General features: G+C 64.9%; 20 protein-coding genes. 14 read left to right on the top strand and 6 right to left on the bottom strand.

Annotated elements, in window-relative coordinates; translation table 11 throughout:
- Positions 1-46: 46 nt before the first annotated feature.
- Entirely contained in the window at positions 47-1,552 is a 1,506-nt protein-coding gene (locus tag ACWA1Q_RS07525) for a leucyl aminopeptidase (protein ID WP_463756344.1), read from the bottom strand.
- Between the two features lie 102 nt (positions 1,553-1,654).
- On the opposite strand from ACWA1Q_RS07525, the gene ACWA1Q_RS07520 reads away from it, so the two are divergent.
- The 5 genes from ACWA1Q_RS07520 to ACWA1Q_RS07500 all read left to right on the top strand — a co-directional run bounded on the left by ACWA1Q_RS07520 (position 1,655) and on the right by ACWA1Q_RS07500 (position 7,469).
- Positions 1,655-2,593, top strand: coding sequence for a proteasome assembly chaperone family protein (locus ACWA1Q_RS07520; RefSeq protein ID WP_463756343.1), 939 nt, complete (start codon positions 1,655-1,657; stop codon positions 2,591-2,593).
- A gap of 20 nt (positions 2,594-2,613) precedes the next feature.
- Positions 2,614-3,933: an MFS transporter gene (locus tag ACWA1Q_RS07515; protein ID WP_463756341.1), complete on the top strand. Its 1,320-nt coding sequence runs from the start codon at positions 2,614-2,616 to the stop codon at positions 3,931-3,933.
- A gap of 203 nt (positions 3,934-4,136) precedes the next feature.
- Entirely contained in the window at positions 4,137-5,465 is a 1,329-nt protein-coding gene (locus ACWA1Q_RS07510) for an RNA polymerase sigma factor (protein WP_463756339.1), read from the top strand.
- Complete coding sequence (locus ACWA1Q_RS07505) at positions 5,458-6,753, top strand: Mur ligase family protein (protein ID WP_463756338.1); 1,296 nt, start codon at positions 5,458-5,460, stop codon at positions 6,751-6,753. The genes ACWA1Q_RS07510 and ACWA1Q_RS07505 overlap by 8 nt, the downstream gene beginning before the upstream one ends.
- Entirely contained in the window at positions 6,750-7,469 is a 720-nt protein-coding gene (locus ACWA1Q_RS07500) for a type 1 glutamine amidotransferase (protein WP_463756336.1), read from the top strand. The genes ACWA1Q_RS07505 and ACWA1Q_RS07500 overlap by 4 nt, the downstream gene beginning before the upstream one ends.
- A gap of 67 nt (positions 7,470-7,536) precedes the next feature.
- On the opposite strand, the gene ACWA1Q_RS07495 is transcribed toward ACWA1Q_RS07500, so the two are convergent.
- Positions 7,537-8,616 (bottom strand): DNA polymerase IV, encoded by a 1,080-nt coding sequence (locus ACWA1Q_RS07495; protein ID WP_463756334.1) that lies wholly within the window; start codon positions 8,614-8,616, stop codon positions 7,537-7,539.
- Positions 8,617-8,733: 117 nt separating this feature from the next.
- Positions 8,734-8,976 (bottom strand): DUF7455 domain-containing protein, encoded by a 243-nt coding sequence (locus ACWA1Q_RS07490; RefSeq protein WP_463756333.1) that lies wholly within the window; start codon positions 8,974-8,976, stop codon positions 8,734-8,736.
- Between the two features lie 167 nt (positions 8,977-9,143).
- Between ACWA1Q_RS07490 and ACWA1Q_RS07485 the strand changes: the two genes are divergently transcribed.
- Entirely contained in the window at positions 9,144-11,231 is a 2,088-nt protein-coding gene (locus ACWA1Q_RS07485) for a DNA gyrase/topoisomerase IV subunit B (RefSeq protein WP_463756331.1), read from the top strand.
- A 238-nt stretch (positions 11,232-11,469) separates the two neighbouring features.
- On the opposite strand, the gene ACWA1Q_RS07480 is transcribed toward ACWA1Q_RS07485, so the two are convergent.
- Positions 11,470-13,950 carry a DNA gyrase/topoisomerase IV subunit A gene (locus tag ACWA1Q_RS07480; protein ID WP_463756330.1) on the bottom strand — a complete coding sequence of 827 codons (2,481 nt, stop codon included), beginning with the start codon at positions 13,948-13,950 and terminating at the stop codon, positions 11,470-11,472.
- Positions 13,951-14,023: 73 nt separating this feature from the next.
- Between ACWA1Q_RS07480 and ACWA1Q_RS07475 the strand changes: the two genes are divergently transcribed.
- On the top strand, positions 14,024-15,163 hold the full coding sequence (locus ACWA1Q_RS07475) for an alkaline phosphatase family protein (RefSeq protein WP_463756327.1): 1,140 nt from the start codon (positions 14,024-14,026) through the stop codon (positions 15,161-15,163).
- Positions 15,164-15,279: 116 nt separating this feature from the next.
- Here the strand turns inward: ACWA1Q_RS07475 and sepH are convergent, their stop codons facing one another.
- Positions 15,280-16,302, bottom strand: a complete 1,023-nt coding sequence (sepH, locus tag ACWA1Q_RS07470; RefSeq protein ID WP_463756326.1) for a septation protein SepH — start codon at positions 16,300-16,302, stop codon at positions 15,280-15,282.
- Positions 16,303-16,503: 201 nt separating this feature from the next.
- Here sepH and ACWA1Q_RS07465 point away from each other — a divergent pair, with 201 nt between their 5' ends.
- Complete coding sequence (locus ACWA1Q_RS07465; RefSeq protein WP_183084923.1) at positions 16,504-16,797, top strand: DUF4193 domain-containing protein; 294 nt, start codon at positions 16,504-16,506, stop codon at positions 16,795-16,797.
- Here the strand turns inward: ACWA1Q_RS07465 and ACWA1Q_RS07460 are convergent.
- Positions 16,794-17,258 carry a DUF3093 domain-containing protein gene (locus ACWA1Q_RS07460; protein WP_463756324.1) on the bottom strand — a complete coding sequence of 155 codons (465 nt, stop codon included), beginning with the start codon at positions 17,256-17,258 and terminating at the stop codon, positions 16,794-16,796. The two genes, ACWA1Q_RS07465 and ACWA1Q_RS07460, sit on opposite strands and share 4 nt — an antisense overlap.
- Before the next feature lie 39 nt (positions 17,259-17,297).
- Here ACWA1Q_RS07460 and dut point away from each other — a divergent pair, with 39 nt between their 5' ends.
- The 6 genes from dut (at position 17,298) to ACWA1Q_RS07430 (ending at position 25,445) form a co-directional block, all read left to right on the top strand.
- On the top strand, positions 17,298-17,756 hold the full coding sequence (gene dut, locus ACWA1Q_RS07455) for a dUTP diphosphatase (RefSeq protein ID WP_463756322.1): 459 nt from the start codon (positions 17,298-17,300) through the stop codon (positions 17,754-17,756).
- Complete coding sequence (locus ACWA1Q_RS07450) at positions 17,753-18,460, top strand: DUF3710 domain-containing protein (protein WP_463756320.1); 708 nt, start codon at positions 17,753-17,755, stop codon at positions 18,458-18,460. Before dut ends, ACWA1Q_RS07450 begins: the two co-directional genes overlap by 4 nt.
- Before the next feature lie 7 nt (positions 18,461-18,467).
- The gene (locus tag ACWA1Q_RS07445; protein ID WP_463756319.1) at positions 18,468-19,211 is read left to right on the top strand and encodes a DUF3159 domain-containing protein; all 744 of its coding nucleotides are present in this window, start codon (positions 18,468-18,470) and stop codon (positions 19,209-19,211) included.
- 156 nt (positions 19,212-19,367) lie between these two features.
- Positions 19,368-22,178 (top strand): aconitate hydratase AcnA, encoded by a 2,811-nt coding sequence (acnA, locus tag ACWA1Q_RS07440; RefSeq protein WP_463756318.1) that lies wholly within the window; start codon positions 19,368-19,370, stop codon positions 22,176-22,178.
- Positions 22,179-22,295: 117 nt separating this feature from the next.
- Positions 22,296-24,227, top strand: coding sequence for a 1-deoxy-D-xylulose-5-phosphate synthase (gene dxs / locus ACWA1Q_RS07435; RefSeq protein ID WP_463756317.1), 1,932 nt, complete (start codon positions 22,296-22,298; stop codon positions 24,225-24,227).
- Positions 24,228-24,275: 48 nt separating this feature from the next.
- Positions 24,276-25,445 carry a N(5)-(carboxyethyl)ornithine synthase gene (locus ACWA1Q_RS07430; protein ID WP_463760744.1) on the top strand — a complete coding sequence of 390 codons (1,170 nt, stop codon included), beginning with the start codon at positions 24,276-24,278 and terminating at the stop codon, positions 25,443-25,445.
- The last annotated feature ends 61 nt before the right edge of the window (positions 25,446-25,506 follow it).

Here is a 25,506-nt window from a genome sequence, read left to right as displayed (position 1 = left end):
GTTCGAGCTGGCGACGATTGGGGGCTGACTAGCCCCTACGACCTTACTACGGGCGACCAATCTGTTCGGCCACCTTGACGAGAGTCCGAACACCGACCCCGCTTGGGCCACCGCCAGTAAAGCCGAACGGCGCATCCGGGTTGTTCGCCGGACCGGCAATGTCAAGATGCGCCCACGGAATCGTTCCTGCGCCCTCATCGTCGCTCTGCTTGCCGATGAACTCGCGAAGGAATATCCCGGCCAGAAGCATTCCTCCAGCGGTGTTTCCGACCTTGGCGTTCGCGAGATCGGCAACATCTGAACGCAGCAGCGAGCGGAGCTCGGCGGGGAGCGGCATCGCCCACATCGGCTCTCCTGCGGACTTCGCTGCCGAGAGCACATCGGCGACCAGGTCGTCGTCTCCCATCACACCGGTGTAGCGCTTGCCGAGTGCGACGAGCGCTGCGCCGGTCAGAGTCGCAATATCGATGATGGCATCCGGGTGTTCCTCGCTCGCGGCGACGAGGCCATCGGCCATCACCAGGCGACCCTCGGCGTCAGTGTTGGTGACCTCGACCGTCTGACCGCCCTTCATGGTGAGGACGTCGTTCGGGCGGATAGCGGTACCGGACGGCATGTTCTCCGCGATGCAGAGCCACGCGGTGAGGCGTACCGGGAGCTCGAGGCGTGCGGCAGCGACGATAACTCCGAGAACGGATGCCGCTCCCGTCATGTCGTATTTCATGCCCACCATCGAGGCTGCCGGCTTGAGCGACAATCCGCCGGTATCGAACGTGATGCCCTTGCCGATGAGGGCGAGGTGCTTGGCGGCCCCGGCGGGGGAGTAGGAGAGCTTCACGAGGCGCGGACCCCGGCTCGACCCCTGGCCGACTCCGAGGATGCCGCCGAAACCGTCGGCCTCGAGCGCTTTCTCGTCCCAGGTCGTGACCTCGACAGGGAGATCGGCGACAGCGGACTCTGCGGCGGCGGCCAGGGTGGCCGGGTACAGGTCTCCGGGGGGAGTGTTCACCAGGTCCTTGACCTGGGCGATCGCGTCGGCGAGAACTCCGGCACGGGTGACAGCGGTGTCGAAGGAGTTCTCATCGCCCAGAGCGCCGTCGAGGTGCACCGTGACGGATTCCACGCCCTGCTTCGTCGAATCGAGCGAGCTGTTCCGGTACGCGGTGAAGGTGTATCCGCCGAGAGCGGCGCCCTCGAGGATCGCGTCAACATCGGCGGCGGATGCCGTCGGGAACGCGAATGCGACCGATCCGGCGCCCGCGAGCTGACGCACAGCGGAACCGGCGGCATTCCGCAGACTGTCGGCATCGGCATCCGAGCCGACACCGATGATCGCGATGCTCTTCGCCGCCCCGATCGTGGCGGGAATCCGCACGAGCTGGTCGGCGCTGCCGCTGACACCGATGGCGTCGAGGATCTCACCGAGCGCCGAGAAGTCTCCAACCGCGTGGAGGGAGGCCGATGATCCGGAGCTCAGGGCTCCGACGACGAGAACGTCAACGGAAGACTCGACGGCGGGGGAGGTGGACACGGAAAGCACGGGAACAGACATGCCCTTCATGCTAGACGCTGCCCCGCCGGCACCCCGGTCCGTGTTCGCTGAGCGCGTCGCGCGTCACGGTTCCCGGTCAGGCGCGCCGATTAGAGTGGAAGCATGAGTTTTCCCGGAGAACTGTTCGAGTTGACGGCCTCTGCCGCCGACGTGCCCGACGGGCTCGACCTCGTCGTCGCGCTGACGGGATTCTCCGACGCCGGCGGTGCCGCCGGGCAATTCAATGACTATTCGCGTGGGGCTTTCGAGAGTGAGCCGGTCGCGGTTTTCGACAACGACCTGTTGCTCGACTACCGGGCGAGACGCCCGATCATCTACTTCGACCAGGATCACCTGACCGAGTATTCGCCGCCGAAGCTGCAACTCTCCCTCGCCTACGACGACCTGCGTCATCCGTTCCTGCTTCTCACAGGCTACGAACCCGACTTCCTCTGGGAACGGTTTGTCCGTGACGTGATCGGCCTCATCGATCATTTCCGGGTTGCCCGAACCACGTGGGTTCACGCGATCCCGATGCCCGTCCCACACACCCGACCGATCGGTGTGACGGTGAGCGGTACGCGCGAGGAGCTGATCGAGTCCATGAGCGTGTGGCGCCCGCACACCCAGGTCCCGTCGAATGTGCTTCACCTGCTCGAGTACCGCCTCACCGAGCGGGGCTCAGGGGTCGCCGGATTCGCGCTCCTCATTCCCCACTACCTCGCTGACACGGAGTTCCCGACCGCGGCCATCGCGGCGATCGACAGCATCAGCGCCGCGACCGGACTCATCCTCCCGACCGATGAGCTGCGGGAGGAAGGTCGCGAATTCGTGTCACGTATCGACGAACAGGTCGGCGGCAACGAAGAGCTCAAGCGGCTCGTCGGCACGCTCGAGGAGCGGTACGACATCTACATGGAGGGAAGCGCCCTCAAATCGCCGCTCATGGACTCCGACGGCACGCTTCCGTCTGCCGACGAGATTGCAGCGGAACTGGAGAAGTTCCTCGCGGGCCGCAAGGGCCCTGACGACAGCAGTTCCCCGCCGAGTTCGGGAGAATAGCGCCCCTCTAAACTGAGAGCATGAATTCCGCGAAGTCCTGGCTCGTGTTCTGGGTCGGGGTCCTCGCCTACGTTGCGGCCGTCATGCAGCGATCGACACTCGGCGTCGCCGGCGTCAGCGCTGTCGATCGGTTCGACGCAACGGCATCCGCGTTATCGACACTCGCCGTGCTGCAACTGGTCGTCTACGCGGCAATGCAGGTCCCTGTCGGTGTTCTCATCGACAGGCTCGGTCCTCGCGTCCTGATTGCCGGTGGGCTCGCCTTGCTCGTTGCCGGGCAACTCGTGCTTGCCTTTGCCCCATCGATCTCGATCGCCGTCCTCGGACGAATTCTCGTCGGCGCCGGCGATGCCGCGATCTTCGTCTCGGTGATGCGACTGGTCACATCCTGGTTCTCCGGCCCCGTCGTCCCCCAGCTGTCGCAATGGATGGGAAACCTCGGCCAGGCCGGTCAAATCCTTTCGGCGATTCCCTTCGCGTGGCTCCTGAGTGCGCTTGGCTGGACGCCCGCCTTTGTCGCTGCTGCGTCGTTCGTCGCTCTTGCCCTCGTGCTCGCTCTCGCCGTCATCCGGGACCATCCGGCAGGGACTGCCGGTGCCGATCGCGCCGAGAGCTTCGGTGAGGCGCTCGGCTCACTCAAGGCCAGCTTTCGACGGCCGGGCACCCGGCTCGGTTTCTGGTCGCACTATGTGACGCAGTCATCCGGGACCGTGTTCGCTCTTCTGTGGGGCTATCCCTTCATGGTTTATGCGCTGGGATTGTCGGAGACGACAGCGGCGTCCATGCTCCTCGTCATCGTCGCATCGGGTGTTGTCATCGGGCCGCTCCTCGGGATTCTTTCCGCGCGCTATCCGTACCGCAGGAGCAATCTCGTGCTCGGGATCGTTGCCGCGATCGGAGCGGCGTGGACGCTGCTGCTCCTCTGGCCGGGTACGCCGCCGTTCTGGGTGCTCGTGCTGCTGCTCGTCGTGCTCGGTGCAGGCGGGCCCGGCTCGCTCATCGGATTCGACTTCGCGCGAACGTTCAATCCCGTTCGGGTTCTCGGATCGGCTAATGGTGTGGTGAATGTCGGCGGGTTCCTCGCCAGTTTCGTGATGATGTTCCTCATCGGTCTCATCCTCGACTCCCAGGCACCGGCGGGAACCGCACCGGCAGAGCTGTACACCCTGGAGTCGTTCCGGGTGGCCTTCCTTGTGCAGTACCTCGTGATCGGATTCGGCGTGGTGATGCTCATGATCGCCCGGCGCCGGACCCGCAGGCGTATCGTCGAGGAAGAGGGAATACAGGTGGGTCCCCTCTGGGTTGCAGCTCTCGAGGCAATTCGACGCCGTCGCCGCTGACGGCGAATGGGCGAATGGAAAGATCTCCCAGCAAACCGTGACATAATGTGGACTAAGGACCCGTTCAAGTCCGTGCAGGCCGTGTCTTCCGACGCGTTCCAAGCGCCAGGGCTTGACATGGGTCTTAGTAATGTCCGAAAACAATCTGGGCCCACGAGCGGGTGTCCGTGACAAACACGCTCCCGGGACTGAAAGGTGCTCCTATGGCCAGCAAGGCCGCACAAACTTCGGCAACGGAAGACAAGAAGACGGCAACGAAGGCCGCAACAGAAACAGCGGTCGCGGAGAAGGCTCCGGCGACCACGACCAAGGCTCCGGCCAAGAAGGCGCCAGCGAAGACCGCGGCGGCGAAGACGAAGACGGCAGCAGCGAAGAAGGCTGAAGCAGCCGCAAAGGCTCCAGCCGCGAAGGCGCCCGCCAAGCGCGCCGCGGCCAAGAAGAAGACGGACGAGCCCGAAGAGGTTCACGTCGACCAGACCGACGCCGAGCGCGAAGAGGCTGAGGAAGCCCGCAAGAAGAAGGCGGCGGAGGTCGAAGCCCTTCCCCAGGGCGCGCTCGTGCTCTCGCTCGTCGACGACGAGGACGAAGTCCCCGTCTACTCCTCTGCGATCACCGGCGCGACCGCCGACCCCGTCAAGGACTACCTCAAGCAGATCGGAAAGGTCGCGCTGCTCAACGCGGCCGAAGAGGTCGAACTCGCGATGCGCATCGAGGCCGGCCTGTTCGCCGAAGACAAGCTCTCGCAGATGGACGACACCGAGAAGCGCACGCAGCTCGGCCGCGAACTCCAGTGGGTCGCGAAGGACGGTGCACGGGCGAAGAGCCACCTGCTCGGCGCCAACCTCCGACTCGTCGTGTCGCTCGCGAAGCGGTACACCGGCCGCGGAATGCAGTTCCTCGACCTGATTCAGGAGGGAAACCTCGGTCTTATCCGTGCGGTCGAGAAGTTCGACTACACCAAGGGCTTCAAGTTCTCCACGTATGCAACCTGGTGGATCCGTCAGGCGATCACGCGCGCAATGGCCGACCAGGCCCGCACCATCCGCATCCCGGTGCACATGGTCGAGGTCATCAACAAGCTTGCCCGCGTCCAGCGGCAGATGCTCCAGGACCTCGGCCGCGAGCCGACGCCCGAGGAGCTCAGCCGTGAACTCGACATGACCCCTGAGAAGGTCATCGAGGTCCAGAAGTACGGACGCGAGCCGATCTCCCTGCACACACCTCTCGGCGAAGACGGAGACAGCGAGTTCGGTGACCTCATCGAGGACACCGAGGCTGTTGTTCCCGCCGACGCTGTCGGGTTCACGATGCTGCAGAAGCAACTCGAGAGCCTGCTCGACTCGCTCAGTGAGCGCGAAGCCGGCGTCATCCGGATGCGCTTCGGCCTTGGCGACGGCATGCCGAAGACCCTCGACCAGATCGGTGACACGTTCGGCGTGACGCGAGAGCGCATCCGCCAGATCGAGTCGAAGACGATGGCGAAGCTTCGTCACCCGTCACGGTCGCAGTCGCTCCGGGACTACCTTGAGTAAATCGACCGGCCTGCACTATGTCCTCCCGATTCTCGCTGGCCGCCTGACGCGTTTCGCGACGCGTCTGCGCGGCGGCGGGAGCGCACTGCCAGGGGTGGTCGTACAGAAGCTTGCTCCGAACGTGATGCGCGATGTCGCGTCGCAGCTTCCGTACGGCGTCGTCTTCGTTCTCGGCTCCAATGGAAAGTCCACGACGACGAACCTGCTCTCCGCTGTCATGCGCGAGCACGGGCTCAAGGTGTTCACGAACCCGTCCGGTGCCAACATGCCGCAGGGCATCGCTTCGGCGATCCTCGCGGAGACGTCGCTCACCGGCCGGATGGATGCCGACATCGCGATCCTCGAAATCGATGAAGGCTACGGTGCCGTCATTGCCCGGCAGCTCAAGCCGGAGACCGCGGTCATCCTCAACCTCCTCGTCGACCAGATCTACCGTTTCGGCGAACCAGACAAGGTTGCTGCGATGTTCCGGGGGATCGCGGCCGAGATCGGCTCGTCGATCGTGCTGAACCGCGACGACAACTTCCTCGGAACGCTGGGAACCGAACTCGAAGCCGAGGGCAGGCTTGCCGTCGAATACTTCGGTGTCACTCCCGAAGTCCAGGCATCAGCACCCCACGGGCAGGTATCGGCTCGCGACTTTTCGGGAGCCGCGGCCACAGCGCTCCGACCCGCGGTCGCCGAGGTCGTGCAGGCTGACGGATACGACGCGAAAATCAGCTTCGGTGGAACCGTCCACGATGTGCGGATGCCGTCACGCGGCATCCATTACGCCGTCGACATCGCCGCCGCGTTCACGCTTGCCGCACGCAATCTCGGGGACCGATTCGACATCGCGAAGGCAGTATCCGCCGTCCAGACGACGAAAACCGTCTACGGCCGCGGCGAGATCCTGCACGTCAACGGGCGCGAGATCGAGATCCTCATGCTCAAGAACCTCGCGAGCCTGCAGCTCAACCTCGACTACCTCGAGGGAACGCCGGATTCGGTGCTCTTCGCCTATGACGAGTCGAGCAAGGACCCGTCCTGGCTGTACGCAGCCGACCTCAGCAAGCTCGACCACGTCGACGTCATCTCCGGGCCGAAGGGTGCGTTCGTCGCGCTGCGCCTCGCCTACGAGGGCAAGGACTTCGGAGTCATCGAACCCGACGTCACGAAGGCGGTTCAGAAAATGCTCGATGGCCCGCGGCCCGAGAGCGGCAAGCACACGTTCTTCCTCGACTACGACCAGATGATGGCCACTCGCCGTTACCTCGGCTACAAGGACCTGGAAGCGGGTGCGGCATGAGTGTTCGTGTTCTCGAACTGTACCCGGCAGACCTGTCGCTCAACGGCGATGTCGGTAACCGCACCGCGCTCGTGCGCCGGATGCGTCTTGCCGGTCTCGAAATCGAGGAGCTCAGCTACTCGGCCGGAGATGAGCTCCCCGAAACGGCAGACATCGTCCTGATCGGCACGGGCTCGTCGAGCGCTGTTCGATCGATCGCCGCAGACGTCGACCGGATCGCTCCGAGCCTCCGGGCCTGGTCCGAATCGGGCGTCGTGATCGTCGGTGCTGGAGCGGGCTTCCATCTCCTCTCCACGTCTGTGCGGCTCAGCGCGACCGAAGTGATCCCCGGCGCCGGTGTGTTTGCCGGTTCCGTCGACAACAGCTCGAAGCGGATCATCACCGAAGCCTTCGCGCTCGACAGCGACTTCGGACTGATCATCGGCACCGAGAACCACACGTCGGTGTACACCGGGCGGCCGGACCAGAAGGCCCTTGGACGGGTCCGCAACGGTTTCGGCAATGGTGACGGTACCGACGGGGCACGCGTGCACAACAGCATCGGCACGCACTGTCACGGACCGTTCCTCGTTCTGAACCCGACGGTCGCCGACGCGCTGATCACCATCGCAGCCGAGCGAGCCGGACTGTCCTACCAGCCGGGACCTGCGCACGCAGATCTCGACCAGGTCGTCGACCTCGCGCGCAACATCCTCATCGCGAAGCTTCCGTCCTGACCGAAGCCCCCGTGCGAAAGAAGCCGCCTCCCGGTTCCGGGTGGCGGCTTCTTCGTCGGTGCCGACCTCACCAGCCGCTGCGGGTCGGCGTGTGTCCTCCGCGTGCGTCATCGGGCATCGCCATCTCGGCGCGGAAGCCCAGCAGACGGATCGGCCGGTCCTCCTCGATTCTGCCGACGAGTTCCAGAGCCCACTTGAGGACGACACCGGCATCCGTGGTTTCCGGGATTTTCTTCGTGAAGACCTTGGTCGTGAACGGGGCGTACCGGACCTTGAGCGTCAGGCCGACCACCGCCCGGGCTTCGGCATCGACGTCTCCCTGGACCCTGGCGACGAGTTCGCGCACCGCTTCTTCGACCTCAGCGGATGTCACGAGGTCGGTCTGGTACGTCGTCTCCCGACTGTGTCCGCGAGCCACCCACGGGGTGTCATCGACCTCCCGCGCGCCGTCGCCCCGCCCGAGCTGGCCGTACCACGGCCCCATCTTGGGTCCGAACTCGGCGGTCAGGGGCTCGACGTCCGCTGCCGCGAGTTCGGCCACCGTCGTGATCCCGAGGCTGGCAAGGCGCCGGGATACTTTGGAGCCCACACCCCAGAGATCGATCGTCGGTTTGTCGCCCATGACCTCGATCCAGTTCGCCTCGGTCAGCCGGAACACGCCACGGGGTTTACCGAATCCTGTGGCCACCTTGGCGCGAACGAGGGTGTCGCCGATGCCCACGCTGCAGTGCAGCCGGGTGTGTTCGAGAACCGCTCGCTGGATGCCTCTCGCGTATGCCTCGGGGTCGTCCGTGTCGATTCCGACGAAAGCCTCGTCCCAGCCGAGCACCTGCACGATCGCACCCGGCTGTTCCTTCAGGGTTGCCATCACGTCGTGCGATGCTGCGGTGTACGTCTCCGCGTCGACCGGGAGCAGGACGGCATCCGGTACTTTCCTCGCGGCGATGCGCAACGGCATCCCGGATCCGACGCCGAAGGCGCGAGCCTCGTATGACGCAGTGGACACGACGGCACGTTCGGTTGGGTCACCCCGCCCGCCGACGATGATGGGCTTGCCGGCGAGTTCGGGGCGTCGAAGCACTTCGACGGCCGCGATGAACTGGTCGAGGTCGACATGCAACACCCATGGATCGCGCGCTGAGTTCACGCGACCAGTCTGGCCGCCGATCGTTGGTTTGCCTAGAAGGTCGATGTCGAGCGCACGAAAAAACCGCCACCCGAACATTCAGGTGGCGGTTTAGAGTTTTGGCTGGTGCCGGAGGAGTCAGCGGGGGTCGTTGAGGAGTCGGCTCGACTCGTCGTGCCAGCTGTGCGCGATGGCCGACAGCTTCTCCTCGTACTTCTTGCCGTGGTGTGCGCAGAACAACAGTTCGCCGCTCTTCACCACAACGCGAATGTAAGCCTGTGCTCCGCAGCTGTCGCAGCGGTCTGCGGCGGTCAGCTGTGGCTCGAGGGTGTCGACACTACCGTTCGTGACTCGTCCGGTACCGTGTTCTCCTGTTGACATGAGCTCCTCCTGACCTTGGTGTTCGAGCATGTGCTGTCACACAATGAAACCACGCGTGGCTGGATATCTTCCCATCCCGCCTGCCGTTTCGCTCAGCGCGTACGGCGACCGGGTTGGAATCGTGTCACTTCCGGCCCTTTCCCGCTTCCTCGGTAGGCTTGGATACTGTGAGTTCCGACTATTCCGCACGCCATCTTTCCGTTCTCGAAGGCCTCGAGGCGGTCCGCAAGCGCCCCGGAATGTACATCGGCTCCACCGACTCCCGCGGACTCATGCACTGTCTCTGGGAGATCATCGACAACTCGGTCGATGAGGCACTCGGCGGTCACGGCGACCGGATCGAGGTCGTGCTCCACGAAGACGGAAGCGTCGAAGTACGCGACCGGGCCCGCGGCATCCCCGTCGACATCGAACCGAAGACCGGGCTCAGCGGCGTCGAAGTGGTGTTCACGAAGCTGCACGCCGGTGGAAAATTCGGCTCGGGTTCGTATGCGGCGTCCGGTGGACTCCACGGCGTGGGAGCATCCGTCGTCAACGCTTTGAGCGAGCGGCTCGACGTCGAGGTCGACCGCAACGGCAAGACCTGGGCGATGTCGTTCCACCGCGGTGAGCCAGGAATCTTCACCGACACGGGCGAGCCCAGCCCGGATGCTCCGTTCACCCCGTTCGAATTCGGCAGTGAACTCCGCGTGGTCGGCAAGGTCAAGAAGGGCGTCACCGGTTCACGGGTGCGTTACTGGGCTGACCGCCAGATTTTCACGAAGGGCGCGGCGTTCCAGCTGGAGGACCTCGTCTCGCGAGCGCGTCAGACCGCTTTCCTCATCCCGGGGCTCGCGCTCACGATCGAAGACCGGCGTGCCGGCGAGGCTGCGGATGCTGACACCCACCTCTTCGAATACGAGGGCGGCATCTCGGAATTCGTCGAGCACCTCGCGACCGACACTCCGGTCACAGACATCTGGCGCCTCACCGGCAGCGGCACGTTCACCGAGACGGTGCCCGTGCTGAGCGAGTCGGGTGCGATGCTCGCGACGGAACTCGAGCGGACCTGTGAGGTCGACATTGCGTTGCGATGGGGGACCGGGTACGACACCATCACGAAGAGCTTCGTGAACATCATCGCAACGCCGAAGGGTGGAACCCACCAGCTCGGCTTCGAGCAGGCACTCCTCAAGCACCTGCGGCAGCAGGTGGAGCAGAACGCCCGCCGGCTCAAGGCGGGGTCGGACAAGCTCGAGAAGGACGACGTGCTTGCCGGCCTGACCGCCGTGCTGACGGTGCGGCTGCCCGAGCCGCAGTTCGAGGGGCAGACCAAGGAGATCCTCGGAACCCCGGCGGCGCGCAGCATCGTCGCGAGTGTGGTGACGAAGGCTCTCAAGGAGCGCTTCAGCTCGAGTAAGCGCGACGACAAGGCTCAAACCTCGCTCGTGCTCGACAAGGTCGTCTCCGAGATGAAGTCCCGCATCTCGGCCCGTGCCCATAAGGAAACCCAGCGGCGCAAGAACGCGCTCGAGAGCTCATCCCTCCCCGCGAAGCTCGTCGACTGCCGCAGCAACGATGTCGCCAACAGTGAGCTCATGATCGTCGAGGGGGACTCGGCGCTCGGCACGGCGAAGAACGCGCGCGACAGCGAGTTCCAGGCGCTGCTGCCGATTCGCGGCAAGATTCTCAACGTGCAGAAGGCATCCGTCTCCGACATGCTCTCGAACGCGGAGTGCGCGGCCATCATCCAGGTGATCGGGGCAGGCTCGGGCCGCAGTTTCGACATTTCAACGGCGCGTTATGGCAAGGTCATCATCATGAGCGATGCGGATGTCGACGGCGCCCACATCCGGACCCTGCTGCTGACCCTGTTCTTCCGCTACATGAGGCCGATGATCACCGAGGGTCGCGTGTTCGCCGCTGTGCCGCCGCTGCACCGGGTGGTCGTGATCAACAACGGTTCGAAGCCGAACGAGACGATCTACACGTACTCCGAGCTGGAGCTTTCGGCGCTTCTCGCGAAGCTCAAGAAGTCGAACAAGCGCTACAAGGAACCGATCCAGCGATACAAGGGGCTCGGAGAGATGGATGCCGACCAGCTCGCGACCACGACGATGGACCGCAGACACCGCACGCTTCGGCGCGTGCAGATGAATGACGCCGAGCAGGCGGCCCAGGTGTTCGAGTTGCTCATGGGCAATGAAGTCGCACCGCGCAAGGAGTTCATCGTCGACAGCTCGGACCGCCTGAACCGCGACCGCATCGACGCCTGACCCGACGCGGGGCGTGCCTGTGGCATCCGCGGTTCGTCTGCCGTCCGCCGCACCTGCCGCGGCATTCAGTTGTCACAAACGCAGGTAAAACCGCGGTTTGCGGTGCGTTAGCGACCACCGAAGCGCACTGTCGTGGCGCGTGGGGTGTTCATCGGTCCCGAATGTCGGGTTCTTTCGCTCCGGCCCGATATTCGGGCCGGATGAGTCCGGCGGCCGCGACCGATTGCGGGTCCGCAGATCAGGCGGTCGTGATCTCGCGGCCGAACGAACCGATCACGGAGTCGATCGCTGTTCCGGAGCCATCGCGTTTCGCTCCCGCGTCGGGGAGGACCCGCGAGGACCCGTCAGGACCGACAGCGTGCACAGGTGCCGGGCCTGCCCAGGCGAGAGACAGCCCGTCCTCGCCCTTCAGGAACGAGTGGGCGCGAACGCCGCCGGTCGCCCGCCCCTTGGCAGGGAATTCCGAGAAGAACGAGACCTTGACGCGACCGGGATCCGTGCCGGGCAGGGCGGCGGATGTCACCGACACCGTAGCGACGACGTTCTCGGCATCCGGGTCAATTGCTCCGAAGAAGAGAATGTGGGCGCCTGAGGGGAGGTTCATTCCGGCGACACCACCCGCTGCGCGGCCCTGCGGCCGAACAGCTGACGCGGGGAAGTGCAGCAACTGCGCCGCCGAGCTGATGAAGACGAGTTCGGTGCTGTCGGGAGCCTGGGCTGCACCGATCACTTCGTCGGACGGCTTGAGTCCGATGAGCTCGAAGTCCGGCTTGTTCGGCCAGTCACCGGGAGTGACCCGCTTGACGGTGCCGAGCTTCGTGCCGAGTGCGATGGGTTCCGCGCTTTCCAGTGAGACGAGAGCGAGGATGCGTTCCGCCTTGTTGGGGAGCGCCAGGTAGTCCGCGATCCGGGTGCCGGCGGCGAGCTGCAGTGAGTTCGCGGGAACAACGGGCAGGTCAACGGCGGTGAACCGGACGAGCCGCCCGAGGGATGTGACGGCACCGATCTCGGTGCGTGCCGTCGTGTCGAGGAATGACCGCACAGCGTCGTGCTTGCTGCGCCGCCGCGCCCGGGGTTGAGCATCTGCTGCGGCAACGGCTTCGGCATCGCTGAGGTCGATCCGCACGGCACGACCCGTCGTGCTCAGGAACACGCGACACGGGGTGTCCGCAACCTCGAGCTGAGCGGCCTGACGCTTCGACGACGCCGTCGCGATGCTCGGCCGCGCCTCGGTGAGGAGGGTGCGCCGCGGAGTACCGAAACGCTCGGCGACGTCGGCGAGCTCGTCACCGACCTGCTTGCGGATGAGGGCCTGGCTGCCGAGGAGCCGTTCGAGATCGGCGATCTCGGCGATGAGCTTGTCGCGCTCGCTCTCGAGTTCGACGCGCGAGAACTTGGTGAGCCGGCGCAATCGGAGTTCGAGGATGTACTCCGCCTGGAGCTGCGACAGGTCGAAGACCTCCATGAGCTTGGTGCGGGCCTGGTCGCTGTCGTCGCTGGCGCGGATGACCTGGATGACTTCGTCGATGTCGAGGATCGCGACGAGCAGCCCCTCCACGAGGTGCAGCCGTTCCTTGCGGCGCGCGAGCCGGTAGGCCGAGCGACGGGTGACGACCTCGATGCGATGGTCGACGTACACCTGCAGAAGTTCGCGCAGCCCGAGGGTCTGCGGTCCGCCACCGACGAGGGCGACGTTGTTGATACTGAACCCGTCCTCGAGCGGCGTGTAGCGGTAGAGCTGCTCGAGCACTGCCTGCGGGCTGAACCCGGTCTTTATTCCGATCACAAGCCGGAGCCCGTGTTTGCGGTCGGTGAGGTCCGTGACATCCGAGATGCCGCTGAGCTTTTTGTTGGTGACGCCGTCCTTGATCTTCTCGATCACGCGTTCCGGCCCGACGAGGTACGGCAACTCGGTGACGACGAGCCCGGTCTTGCGAGCGGTCAGGCTTTCGATGCTGACCTTGGCACGGGTCTTGAAGCTGCCGCGCCCCGTCGCGTACGCGTCCTTGATGCCGTCGAGGCCGACGATCGTTCCGCCGGTCGGCAGATCGGGTCCTGGAACGTATTCCATGAGCTCATCGAGTGTCGCGTTCGGGTGTGACAGCAGATGCCGGGCTGCGCCGACGACCTCGATGAGGTTGTGCGGCGCCATGTTCGTCGCCATGCCGACGGCGATACCGCTCGCGCCGTTGACGAGGAGGTTCGGGAACGCGGCAGGAAGAACGTCGGGCTGGGTGAGCTGGTTGTCGTAGTTGGGAACGAAGTCGACGACGTCCTCGTCGAGTCCCTCGGTCATCGCGAGCGACGCCGCGTCGAGCCGCGCCTCGGTGTACCTCGCGGCAGCGGGGCCGTCGTCGAGGGAACCGAAATTGCCGTGACCGTCGATGAGCGGCACACGGAGGGTGAACGGCTGGGCGAGCCGCACGAGGGTGTCGTAGATCGCCGAGTCGCCGTGCGGGTGCAGTTTTCCCATCACTTCGCCGACGACACGGGCGGATTTGACGTGGCCGCGTTCCGGGCGGAGACCCATCTCGCTCATCATGTACAGGATGCGACGCTGCACCGGCTTGAGGCCGTCCCGGGCATCGGGGAGGGCCCGCGAGTAAATCACCGAGTAGGCGTACTCCAGGAACGAACCCTGCATCTCGACGGAGACATCGACATCCTCGATGCGTTCGGTGAAGTCATCGGCCGGGGGAGGGGTGTGTGTGCGGGACATCCGGGATTTCTGGGGAAGGGGCAGGAGACCGGGCGATCGGCGGCCGCGTCGCGGTTATGCCAGAATTGCCCGGATGGCCACCATGCTACCCACCGAGAAACCCGGCGCCCGGAGCCTTGCCGATGTTCTGCCGAATTCGGTGAGCGCACTGGCAGGCGAATCCAACACTCTCGACCTGCCGCCCGCGCGCTCCGTCGTCGTCATCGTCGTCGACGGGCTCGGGCGATCGCAGCTGTCAGCGCGTGCCGGGCACGCCCGGTACCTCGCCGTACGCCCCCGCGACCCGATCACATCGGTATTCCCGACGACGACGGCGGCGGCTCTCGCAACCCTCACCACGGGCGTTCCGCCCGGCCAGCACGGCCTCGTCGGCTATCGCACGCTCGACGCGGCCAACGACCGCCTCGTCAATCAGCTCACCGGGTGGGACGACAGGATGGTCCCCGAACTGTGGCAGCAGGAACCGACCGTGTTCGAGCGGGCCGCGGCAGGCGGCATCCGCAGTTTCGCTGTCGGGCCGGCGAAGTTCCGGTCATCCGGTTTCACGAAGGCCGTGCTGCGCGGAGCGGACTACCGCAGCGCCAACAGCCTGAGCGACAGGTTCGCAGCAACAACCAAGATCCTGGCGACGGGTGAACCGTCGCTGACCTACCTCTACATTCCCGAACTCGACAAGGCGTCGCACCAGTACGGCTGGGAGTCCGATCAGTGGCTGGGCGCCCTAGAGGCCGTCGACGCCGAGGTCCAGTCCTTCGCCAAAACGCTCCCGCCGCGCGTCGGCGTGCTCGTCACCGCCGATCACGGCTCCGTCGACGTGCCGCAGCATTCGCAGGTCCTGTTCGACCAGGCTCCCGAACTCGTTCACGGAGTGCGTCACGTCGGGGGAGAACCGCGCTGCCTGCACCTCTACCTCGAACCGGGAGCAACGGATGCCGACAGGCTCGCACTGGCGACGGTATGGGAGCAGAGCGAGGGTGAGCGGGCGTGGGTGGCGTCACGGCAGGATGCTGTCGCCAACGGCCTGTTCGGAACCGTGCGTCCCGAGGTCCTGTCCCGCATCGGTGACGTGATCGTCGCCGCGCGCAAGCGCATCGTCTACTACGACTCGCGGCCGGCGGATCAGACCGCCCGTAACATGATCGGGCAGCACGGGTCTCTCACCGCCGACGAGCGCATTGTCCCGCTCGTGCGCCTCGGGGCATTCGAACGCTGACACGATCGAGATCCCAGTAGTGGCCCCAAAAAGCCCGGTTTTTGGGCCACTACTGGGATCTCGACAAGCTCGATCAACGTAGACAAGCTCGATCAGCGCATCAGCGCATCAGCGGATCAGTCGTCCTCGGACTTGGCGCCGAACACGATCTCGTCCCATGACGGCATCGCTGCACGGCCACGCTTGGGCCTGGTAACCGATGACGGTTCGATCGGAGCGGGAGTGGGCAGGTCGTCACCGATGCCATCGATCTCCAGCGGCACGTCAACGAGCCGTGGAGCCGATCGGGACTCCTCATCGGGGCGGTGAGCTGACTCGCGTTCTCCACGGCGTTTGCGAAGCGCCTCGAGCAGGTCGGCGGTCTGGTTGGACTGCCCGCCTGCGTCCTCGGCGCGGTTGATCGCCGCAGCAGCAGCCGCCTTCGACGACGACTGAGGACGCGTCAGGATCTCGATGTGCGGGGCAACATCACCACTGTCGTCCGTGGTGCGGAAGTTGAACGCACCGCTGTCGAACCGGCTCTCGTCGGGGTGTGCGTCGTCGCGCTCGACCGCACGGAGGCGGGGGATGAGCGCCGTTGGCAACTCGCCCTGCTTCGACAGCGTGACGGCTTCGCCATTGAGCGGGGCGAGGGCCTGCTTCTTGGGTTCGAAGCTCCAGCGGGCGTCATGGTCGACGTTCGCTGCGGTGAAGGACAGCTTGACCGTCCAGCCGCCGCCTGCTTCCTTCCAGCTGGTCCAGCGTTCTTCGCTGGCACCGAGCGACTCGAGTCGCGCACGGATTGCTGCTCCGAAGGTGGAGTCGTCCTCGTCACTCGCCGGTTCGATCGCCGTGAGGACGTGGACACTCAGGGCTGCGCCGACGATGTGTTCGCGTTCGGCGAGCACCGGCCCCTCGAAACGCTGGATGTACTCCAGATCAGCGCCGGTGAGGCTCGCGACCTCTTCGGCGGACAGGCCGGAGCGGATGTGTGCCTGTACCTCGCGCGGGCTCGGTTTCGGACCGTTCGTCGGCTCCTGGCGGCTGCGACGCACGTGCGACTGCAGCACGTCGTCGATGAGGAGCCGGAAACGCTCTCCATTTTCCGTCGCCGCGATAAGCGCGCCGTCCTCGACGCCAATGACTTTCAAGTCGTGCATGATCAACTGCCTCTCAGGCTGTGATTTGTTCCTCAAATCGTGCCACGGCTTGCCCGAATTGGTGGGAATACCGTGGGCGTGCCGTGGGTTCTGCTTTGCGGAACCTCGAGCGAACCAGTTCCGGTTTGCTATTCAGGTGGGAATCATGCAAACTGTCGCCGCCGCACAGCGAGCGGCTGACAACATTAGAAGTGGATGGACATGGCAACGGACTACGACGCCCCCCGCAAGACCGACGATGATTCAGAGTCGATCGAGGCCCTCAAGGAGCGCGTGCCGGACAAACTGTCCGGATCCGTCGACGCCGAAGACGCCGACAACCCCGGTGGTTTCGACCTCCCGGGAGCTGACCTCTCGGATCTCGACCTCGACGTCGTTGTGCTGCCGCCGCAGGCTGACGAGTTCACCTGTGTGAGCTGCTTCCTCGTGAAGCACCGGTCGCAGATCGACCACGAATCGAAGCTTGGCCCCGTGTGCGCGGAGTGCGCAGCTTAACGATTCCCTGAAGCATCAGCTGGCCGTCGTGATCCCTGGATCGCGGCGGCCAGTTCTGTTGGGTGCCGCGTCGAAACCAGCCAGTATGGCGTCGGATCAGCCGGGTCGTTCAGCTCCACCCGCACGACGCCGTCGATGGATCCGCGAATCATCAGCCATGCCCGAGCGTCGAGCCGGGGGCCGCGTTCCTGCCGCGCCTCCTCGCCGGTAAACGCCTGGGAGGATCCGATCAGATCGAGCGAGATGCGTGCGCGACCCGCGCGGAGCATCCGCTCGTCGACCTCGATCGTGGGAGCGCCGAGAACGAACAGGGCGATACAACCGCCATACAGGATGACGGCCGTGACGATACCGGCGAACACCGAGATCGGGGCAAGCACCAGCATGCTCGCCGGGATCACGAGCGCCGCAGCGATCAGGAGCCAGGGTGCAGGCCACAAACGTTCGCGATATCGGGTCATGGGCTCATCTCATTCATACTTCTGCACTACCCTCGACACGTGATCGAAAGCGTTGACGTACTCATTATCGCCCCCGAGCTGCCCGTGTACTCCCACCCCGGCGACGCTGGAGCTGACCTCATCTCGACGGATGCCGTCACTCTCGCTCCCGGGGAACGTGCCGTGATCGGCACCGGCGTCTCGATCGCGCTCCCGGACGGCTATGTCGCCTTCGTCGTCCCACGGTCGGGTCTCGCTGCCAAGCACGGGATCACCGTTGTGAACGCGCCAGGCACAGTTGACGCGGGATACCGGGGCGAGATCAAGGTCACACTCCTCAACACCGATAAGTCGAACCCGTACGAGATCGCACCGGGCGACCGGATCGCCCAGATGATCGTGATGCCGGTCAGCAAGGCACGATTCGTGCCGGTCGAGACCCTGCCGGGCAGCCTCCGCGGCGAGGGCGGCTTCGGCTCCACCGGCTACACCACTTCGAAGACAGGACCCCAGACATGAGCAGAAAGAGCAAGCAGAAGAAGCAGGACGAGATCGACCTCGCCGAGTCGGCCGCCAAGACCGACATCGAGGCTGTCGATTCCGACGCCGAGCTCGACACGGTCGAGCCGGAAGAGCTGGGCACCGACCTGTCCAAGTCAGCCCCAGAGGACCGCGAGACCGAAGGCCCGCTCGATGAGGCCGAGGCTAACTCCGTCCGCCCGTACATCGACCTCGGCGGGGTCAAGATCCTGCCGCGTGAGGGGCTCAACCTCCGTCTCGAGATCGAGGAGAGCACCAAACGCATCGTCGCCGTCGGTCTCGACTACGCCGGCTCCACACTGCAGGTCCAGCCGTTCGCGGCTCCTCGCAGCACCGGCCTCTGGAACGAAACGCGCGTCCAGATCCAGGAACAGATCGCCAAGCAGGGCGGAACCGCCACCGAGCGGGAGGGCGTCTTCGGACCCGAACTCGTCGCAGAAGTTCCCGTCGTGCAGGGAACGGACGGCGCCGCGGGAACGCGCATCGCTCGGTTCGTCGGAGTCGACGGCCCCCGCTGGTTCCTCCGCGGTGTCATCGCGGGTGAGGGAGCAACGAATTCTGAAGCCGCAGCCAAGGTGGAGGATCTCTTCCGTAGCATCGTCGTGGTGCGCGGAACCTCTCCCATGCCTCCCCGCGACCTGATTCCGCTGAAGATGCCTGCATCCGCGACTCCCACCGCCTGATCGCGCGATGAGCGCACCCAGCGAACCAGAGAACACCAGCGAACCAGAGAACACCAGCGAGCCTGAGACGGCGGACGCGATCGCGCAGGCGCTCGGAAGCGCAGCTGCACGGTCGGGGCTCGGTGCTCTCGCCCAGGCGGACCAGCCCAACGGGAAGGTCCTGCTCGAGGCAATGGGCGGCATCCGGGGAATATTTGAAGCGGTCCTTCCCGGCCTTCTCTTCCTGGTTGTCTACACGATCGACCAGAATCTTCCGCTCGCGCTCGGAATCTCGGTGGGCGTCGCCGCGGTCTTCACCGTCCTTCGACTCATACAGAAGACCCCGGTGTCGTCTGCTCTCGGCGGACTCATCGCGGCAGGAGCATCAGCCGCTCTTGCCCTGCTGACCAACCGGCCCGAAGACAACTTCGTGCTTGGTTTCGTCACGAACGGTGTGTATGCCGCAGCCCTCCTGATCTCGATCGCCGTTCGCTGGCCGGTCGTGGGGTTGATCGCCGGCTACCTGATGAACGAGGGAACGGCCTGGAAGCGCAACGCGACCAAGCGCCGCGTGTTCGCGATCCTCACCCTCTGCTGGGCGGGCATGTTCCTCCTGCGGCTCGCGGTGCAGCTTCCGCTTTACCTCGCCGGAAACGTCGAATGGCTCGCGGCGACCAAGCTGATCATGGGCATCCCGCTGTACGCGCCGCTGTTGATCCTGACCTGGCTCGTCGTCCGCGCGGTCTACAGGAAGATCCCCGCCGAGGCCTGATAGAGTTATCTCGACATCAAGATAAATCGGGTCGGTTTCCCCGGCGGATGCGACGTGGCTGGTTAGGTTCGCCTTGCTAGCCATGCACGGGGTCGGGAAACCACTATTGACCTATGGCAGGCGTGTTAGTGCCTGTGCCAACGAAGGAGAAGGCCAGTGTCTACCGTAAACAGCTTTGGGGCGAAACAAACACTCTCGGTCGGGGGCACCGACTACGAGATCTTCCGGCTTGACGCCGTCGAAGGCTCCGCGAAACTCCCATTCAGCCTCAAGGTGCTGCTCGAGAACCTCCTGCGCACCGAAGATGGCAAGAACGTCACGGCTGAGCAGATCCAGAAGCTCGCCGGCTGGGTTCCCAGCGCAGACCCCGACACGGAGATCCAGTTCACTCCCGCGCGCGTGGTCATGCAGGACTTCACCGGCGTGCCCTGCATCGTCGACCTCGCCACCATGCGCGAGGCCGTCGCCGAGCTTGGGGGAGACCCGACCAAGATCAACCCGCTCGCTCCGGCTGAGCTCGTGATCGACCACTCGGTCATCGCCGACCTCTTCGGCACCGAGGACGCCCTGCAGCGCAACGTCGAGATCGAATACGAGCGCAACGGTGAGCGCTACCAGTTCCTCCGCTGGGGCCAGACCGCGTTCGAGGACTTCAAGGTCGTCCCGCCGGGAACCGGCATCGTGCACCAGGTCAACATCGAGTACCTGGCCCGCGTCACCTACACGCGTACCGTGAACGGCGCCCTCCAGGCCTACCCGGACACCCTGGTCGGAACCGACTCCCACACCACGATGGTCAACGGCCTCGGTGTGCTCGGTTGGGGCGTCGGCGGAATCGAGGCCGAGGCTGCCATGCTCGGCCAGCCCGTCTCCATGCTCATTCCGAAGGTCGTCGGCTTCAAGCTCTCCGGCTCCATCCCGACCGGCGTCACGGCAACCGACGTCGTTCTCACCATTACCCAGAAGCTGCGTCAGCACGGTGTCGTGGGCAAGTTCGTCGAGTTCTACGGTGAGGGCGTCGCCGAGGTTCCCCTCGCGAACCGCGCCACCATCGGAAACATGAGCCCCGAGTTCGGCTCCACCGCCGCCATGTTCCCCATCGACGACGTCACCCTTGGGTACCTCCGGCTCACCGGCCGCAGCGAAGAGCAGGTCAAGCTCGTCGAGGAGTACTCGAAGACTCAGGGGCTCTGGCACGACCCGGCCGTCGAGCCGAACTTCAGCGAGTACCTCGAGCTCGACCTGTCGACCGTCGTCCCGTCGATCGCCGGCCCGAAGCGTCCGCAGGACCGCATCGAGCTGACCCTCGCGAAGAGCCAGTTCGAGTCGGACCTCGTCAACTACGCCACGGTCGAGCACGACCTCGTCGACCTCGAGACCTCCGAGTCGTTCCCGGCTTCGGACCCGCCCGGAAACACCCCGGAGAGCGAGCACAACAGCCACACGCACTCCCACAGGAGCCACGCGCCCGAGGCTGTCTCCAAGCCGACCGAGGTCACGCTTGAAGACGGCCAGAGGTTCACACTCGACCACGGCGCTGTGACCATCGCGGCGATCACGTCGTGCACCAACACGTCGAACCCGTCTGTCATGCTCGCTGCCGGCCTGCTCGCCCGTAACGCCGCGAAGAAGGGCCTGACCTCGAAGCCGTGGGTTAAGACCACTCTCGCTCCCGGGTCGAAGGTTGTCACCGACTACTACGCGAAGGCCGGCCTCACCGACGACCTCGAGTCGCTCGGCTTCCACACCGTCGGCTACGGCTGCACCACCTGCATCGGTAACTCCGGTCCGCTGATCGAAGAAGTGTCGACGGCGATCAATGAGAACGACCTCGCCGTCACGGCGGTTCTCTCTGGAAACCGTAACTTCGAGGGCCGGATCAACCCGGACGTCAAGATGAACTACCTTGCGAGCCCGCCGCTCGTCATCGCATACGCCCTCGCCGGGTCGATGAACTTCGACTTCGAGACGGATGCCCTGGGCAAGGACCAGGACGGCAACGACGTGTTCCTCAAGGACATCTGGCCGGATGCTGCAGAGGTGCAGGACACCATCGACACCTCCATCGACACCGAGATGTTCACGCACGAGTATGCATCGGTCTTCGAAGGCGACGAGCGCTGGCGTTCACTCCCGACCCCGGCAGGCAACACGTTCGACTGGGATCCTGAGTCGACCTACGTGCGGAAGCCCCCGTACTTCGAGGGCATGACGATGGAGACCACTCCCGTGGCGAACATCACCGGTGCCCGCGTCCTCGCGAAGCTCGGCGATTCCGTCACCACCGACCACATCAGCCCGGCAGGTTCCATCAAGGCCGACAGCCCGGCAGGCCACTACCTGACCGACCACGGCATCGACCGCAAGGACTTCAACTCCTACGGCTCACGCCGCGGAAACCACGAAGTCATGATCCGCGGCACGTTCGCGAACATCCGTCTGAAGAACCAGCTGCTCGATGGCGTCGAGGGTGGCTACACCCGCGACTTCACCCAGCCGGATGCTCCGCAGTCGTTCATCTACGACGCCTCGCAGAACTACCAGGCGCAGGGAACACCGCTGGTGATCCTCGGCGGCAAGGAGTACGGCTCCGGTTCGTCGCGTGACTGGGCGGCGAAGGGCACGAGCCTCCTCGGAGTGAAGGCCGTTATCACCGAGAGCTTCGAGCGGATCCACCGCTCGAACCTCATCGGAATGGGAGTCGTGCCGCTGCAGTTCCCCGCAGGAGAGAGCTGGGAGAGCCTCGGCCTCGACGGCAGCGAGTTCATCAGCATCACCGGACTCGACGCGCTCAACGAGGGCACAGCGCCGAAGACGGTCCACGTCGTCGCCGAACCGACCGAGCACTCGGCAGAGGGCAAGGCCACCGTGGAGTTCGACGCGGTCGTCCGCATCGACACCCCCGGTGAAGCGGACTACTACCGCAACGGCGGCATCCTGCAGTACGTCCTGCGGAGCCTCGTCTAACCAGCATTATCACAACGGCACCCCTCCGCGATTCACCAGGAATCGCGGAGGGGTGCCGCGTAGAGTGGCAGAGTCGGCACTCGCCGGTTACAGAATCCAAACAGGGAGTTGTACGCGATGGGTCTTCTTGAGACGATCAGAGATCCGCGGGACCTCGACGCCCTCTCAAGAGCACAGCTGATCCAGCTGGCAGCAGAGATTCGCACGTTCCTCGTCAGCGAGGTCTCCCGCACCGGCGGGCACCTCGGTCCGAACCTCGGGGTCATCGAGCTCACCCTCGCCATCCACCGCGTGTTCCACTCACCGACCGACGCCATCGTGTTCGACACGGGCCACCAGTCCTACGTCCACAAGCTTCTGACCGGTCGCCAGGACTTCAGCAAGCTGCGTGAGCGCGGGGGACTGGCCGGCTACCCGCAGCGAAACGAATCCCCCCACGACATCGTCGAAAGTTCCCACGCGTCGAGCTCGCTGAGCTGGGCTGACGGCATTTCCCGCGCGTTCGAGATGACCGGGCAGACCGACCGTCACGTCGTCGCCGTCGTCGGTGACGGGGCACTCACGGGTGGCATGACGTGGGAAGCACTCAACAACATCAGCGACGACAACACCCGCAACCTCGTCATCGTCGTCAACGACAACGGTCGCTCATACGCTCCAACGATCGGCGGCATGGCGCGGTTCCTCAACACGGTACGCACCCGCAGAACGTACCGGGAACTTTACGTCACCAGCCAGAAGGCGTTCGATCGCCTCGGTGCCCCTGGCCGCGCCGTCTACCGTGGGGTTCGCGGCGGGATGCACGGTTTCCTCAGCCGTCTCACCAACAACGAAGCGCTGTACTCCAACCTCGACATCAAGTACCTCGGCCCGATCGACGGCCACGATGTCGAGGCGATGGAAGAGGCACTGACTCAGGCGAGGAACTACGGGGCACCCGTCATCGTGCACGCGATCACCCAGAAGGGCAAGGGCTACGCGCCCGCCGTCGACGACGAAGCGGACCAGTTCCACGCCGTCGGCAAGATCGACCCCGTGACCGGGGAACCGATCTCCACGAGCACGACCCCGACCTGGACCGGTGTCTTCAGCGACAAGCTCGTGCATCTCGCCGAGCACAATCCCCGGATCGTCGGAATCACGGCCGCGATGCTCCGCCCCACCGGTCTCAACAAACTCGCGGAGCGATTCCCTGACCGCGTGCACGACGTCGGAATCGCCGAACAGCACGCCGCGACGTCTGCAGCTGGTCTCGCGTTCGGAGGCTTGCACCCGGTTGTCGCGATCTATGCGACCTTCATCAACCGCGCCTTCGACCAGATCCTCATGGACATCGCCCTGCACAAGGCAGGTGTGACCTTTGTTCTCGACCGCGCCGGTGTCACCGGGCCGGACGGACCGTCCCATCACGGCATCTGGGACCTGTCGATCCTTCAGGTCGTTCCAGGAATTCGCCTCGCCGCTCCGCGCGACGCAGCTCGCCTCGAAGAAGAACTCGCCGAAGCCGTTGCGATCGACGACGCTCCCACTGTCATCCGTTTCCCGAAGGGCAGCGTCAGCACGGAGCTCCCTGCTCTTCGCCGGACGCCCGACGGCGTTGACGTGCTCCACGAAGACGGGTCGAAAGACGTTCTCCTCGTCACCGTCGGCCCGATGGCCGAACTCGGCCTCGACGTCGCGCGCCGGCTCTCTGCCGCCGGTGTCGGATGCACCGTCGTCGATCCACGCTGGGTCGTCCCCGTCGCGAACAGCATCGTGGAACTTGCCGACGCCCACCGCCTCGTGATCACGATCGAAGACGGTCTCCGGGTCGGCGGGATCGGCACCCGCATCCGTCAGGATCTACGTGCGGCCGGTGTCGACACCGGCGTCGACGAGCTCGGGCTCCCCGACGAGTTCCTGCAGCACGCTACCCGTGAACAAATTCTCGAGGATGCCGGTCTCACCGGAGAACGCATTGCCGGCGATATCCTCGCCCAGATCTCCGGGGAGCGCATCCCCGTTGCGCGGCCTGCAACGGCACCGATTTCCAGCGCCAAGCAGAGCTGATCCACCGCCGGTTGCTCTTCGTGGCCGGTCCATCTCGAGGGAGTACCGATGACCGCCACTTCGCCACCAGCATCCGATCGAGAACACAGGCTCGGGGTGCTTGCGAGCTCGAGGAAGAAGCACGAGCGTCGCCTTCCGATCCATCCGCTTCACCTCAACCGGATCGAACCGAAACTCCGTGATCGGATGATTCTCGAGACCGGGTACGGGGAGCGGTTCGGGGTCTCCGATGAACAGCTTTCCCCGCTCGTCGGCCGGATCGCTGACCGCGACGAACTGATCCGGGACAGCGACATCATCCTGCTGCCCAAGCCGCAGACCGAGGATCTCGCCGAACTTCGCGACGGACAGATGCTGTGGGGCTGGCCGCACTGCGTTCAGGATCATGAACTGACCCAGACTGCGATCGACAAGCGTCTCACCCTGATTGCCTTTGAGGTCATGAACCACTGGAGCCCCGAGGGTGGCTTCGCGCTCCACGTCTTTCACAAGAACAACGAACTGGCCGGGTACGCCTCGGTGTTGCACGCCCTCGAACTGATTGGATCCACGGGTGACTACGGCCGCCGCCTCAGTGCCGTGGTCATCGGATTCGGAGCGACAGCGCGTGGCGCTGTGACATCGCTCAACGCACTTGGCGTTCACGACGTCACTGTGCTGACCAGCCGGGGTCGCGCTGCGGTGGGCTCACCGATCCATTCGGCAACGATCGTCCAGTTCGATCAGGACGAGAACGGCCCTTTCCTCGCCAACGACATCGCTGAAGACGGTCGTAAGCCACTCGCACCGTTCCTCGCCGAACACGACATCGTCGTGAACTGCACCCTTCAGGATCCCAATGACCCGATCATCTACGTGAACACGGCCGACCTGGAGCTGTTCCGACCCGGGAGCCTGATCGTCGACGTTTCGTGTGACGAGGGCATGGGCTTCGAATGGGCGCGTCCGACGACGTTCGACGACCCGATGTTCGAAGTGGGCGACCACGTCCGGTACTACGCGGTCGATCACACTCCGTCACATCTCTGGGATTCGGCAACGTGGGAGATCAGCGAAGCGCTACTGCCGTTCCTCGAAACCGTCATGGACGGCGTCACCGACGACGACCGCAACGAGACGATTCGCCGGGCGATTGAGATCCAGGACGGCGTCATTCAGAACCCGGCCATCCTCACGTTCCAGAACCGGTCGCCGGAGTATCCGCACCCCGTCCTGTAACCCGGGGCAAAAACGAATGGGGTGCGAGGCTCACAAGCCTCGCACCCCATTCGCCATTTTC

Source organism: Mycetocola sp. TRD_SC_2, from assembly GCF_055361225.1.
This window is presented reverse-complemented; position numbering and strand designations above follow the sequence as displayed.

What these genes read in the sequence shown, in the direction of transcription:
- ACWA1Q_RS07430 (WP_463760744.1), top strand. Translation starts at nt 24,276, where the DNA reads ATGACCGCCACTTCGCCACCAGCATCCGATCGAGAACACAGGCTCGGG.
- ACWA1Q_RS07510 (WP_463756339.1), top strand. Translation starts at nt 4,137, where the DNA reads ATGGCCAGCAAGGCCGCACAAACTTCGGCAACGGAAGACAAGAAGACG.
- ACWA1Q_RS07520 (WP_463756343.1), top strand. Translation starts at nt 1,655, where the DNA reads ATGAGTTTTCCCGGAGAACTGTTCGAGTTGACGGCCTCTGCCGCCGAC.
- ACWA1Q_RS07460 (WP_463756324.1), bottom strand. Translation starts at nt 17,258, where the DNA reads ATGACCCGATATCGCGAACGTTTGTGGCCTGCACCCTGGCTCCTGATC.
- sepH (WP_463756326.1), bottom strand. Translation starts at nt 16,302, where the DNA reads ATGCACGACTTGAAAGTCATTGGCGTCGAGGACGGCGCGCTTATCGCG.
- ACWA1Q_RS07515 (WP_463756341.1), top strand. Translation starts at nt 2,614, where the DNA reads ATGAATTCCGCGAAGTCCTGGCTCGTGTTCTGGGTCGGGGTCCTCGCC.
- dxs (WP_463756317.1), top strand. Translation starts at nt 22,296, where the DNA reads ATGGGTCTTCTTGAGACGATCAGAGATCCGCGGGACCTCGACGCCCTC.
- ACWA1Q_RS07465 (WP_183084923.1), top strand. Translation starts at nt 16,504, where the DNA reads ATGGCAACGGACTACGACGCCCCCCGCAAGACCGACGATGATTCAGAG.
- ACWA1Q_RS07475 (WP_463756327.1), top strand. Translation starts at nt 14,024, where the DNA reads ATGGCCACCATGCTACCCACCGAGAAACCCGGCGCCCGGAGCCTTGCC.
- ACWA1Q_RS07450 (WP_463756320.1), top strand. Translation starts at nt 17,753, where the DNA reads ATGAGCAGAAAGAGCAAGCAGAAGAAGCAGGACGAGATCGACCTCGCC.
- ACWA1Q_RS07525 (WP_463756344.1), bottom strand. Translation starts at nt 1,552, where the DNA reads ATGTCTGTTCCCGTGCTTTCCGTGTCCACCTCCCCCGCCGTCGAGTCT.
- ACWA1Q_RS07500 (WP_463756336.1), top strand. Translation starts at nt 6,750, where the DNA reads ATGAGTGTTCGTGTTCTCGAACTGTACCCGGCAGACCTGTCGCTCAAC.
- ACWA1Q_RS07445 (WP_463756319.1), top strand. Translation starts at nt 18,468, where the DNA reads ATGAGCGCACCCAGCGAACCAGAGAACACCAGCGAACCAGAGAACACC.
- ACWA1Q_RS07480 (WP_463756330.1), bottom strand. Translation starts at nt 13,950, where the DNA reads ATGTCCCGCACACACACCCCTCCCCCGGCCGATGACTTCACCGAACGC.
- ACWA1Q_RS07490 (WP_463756333.1), bottom strand. Translation starts at nt 8,976, where the DNA reads ATGTCAACAGGAGAACACGGTACCGGACGAGTCACGAACGGTAGTGTC.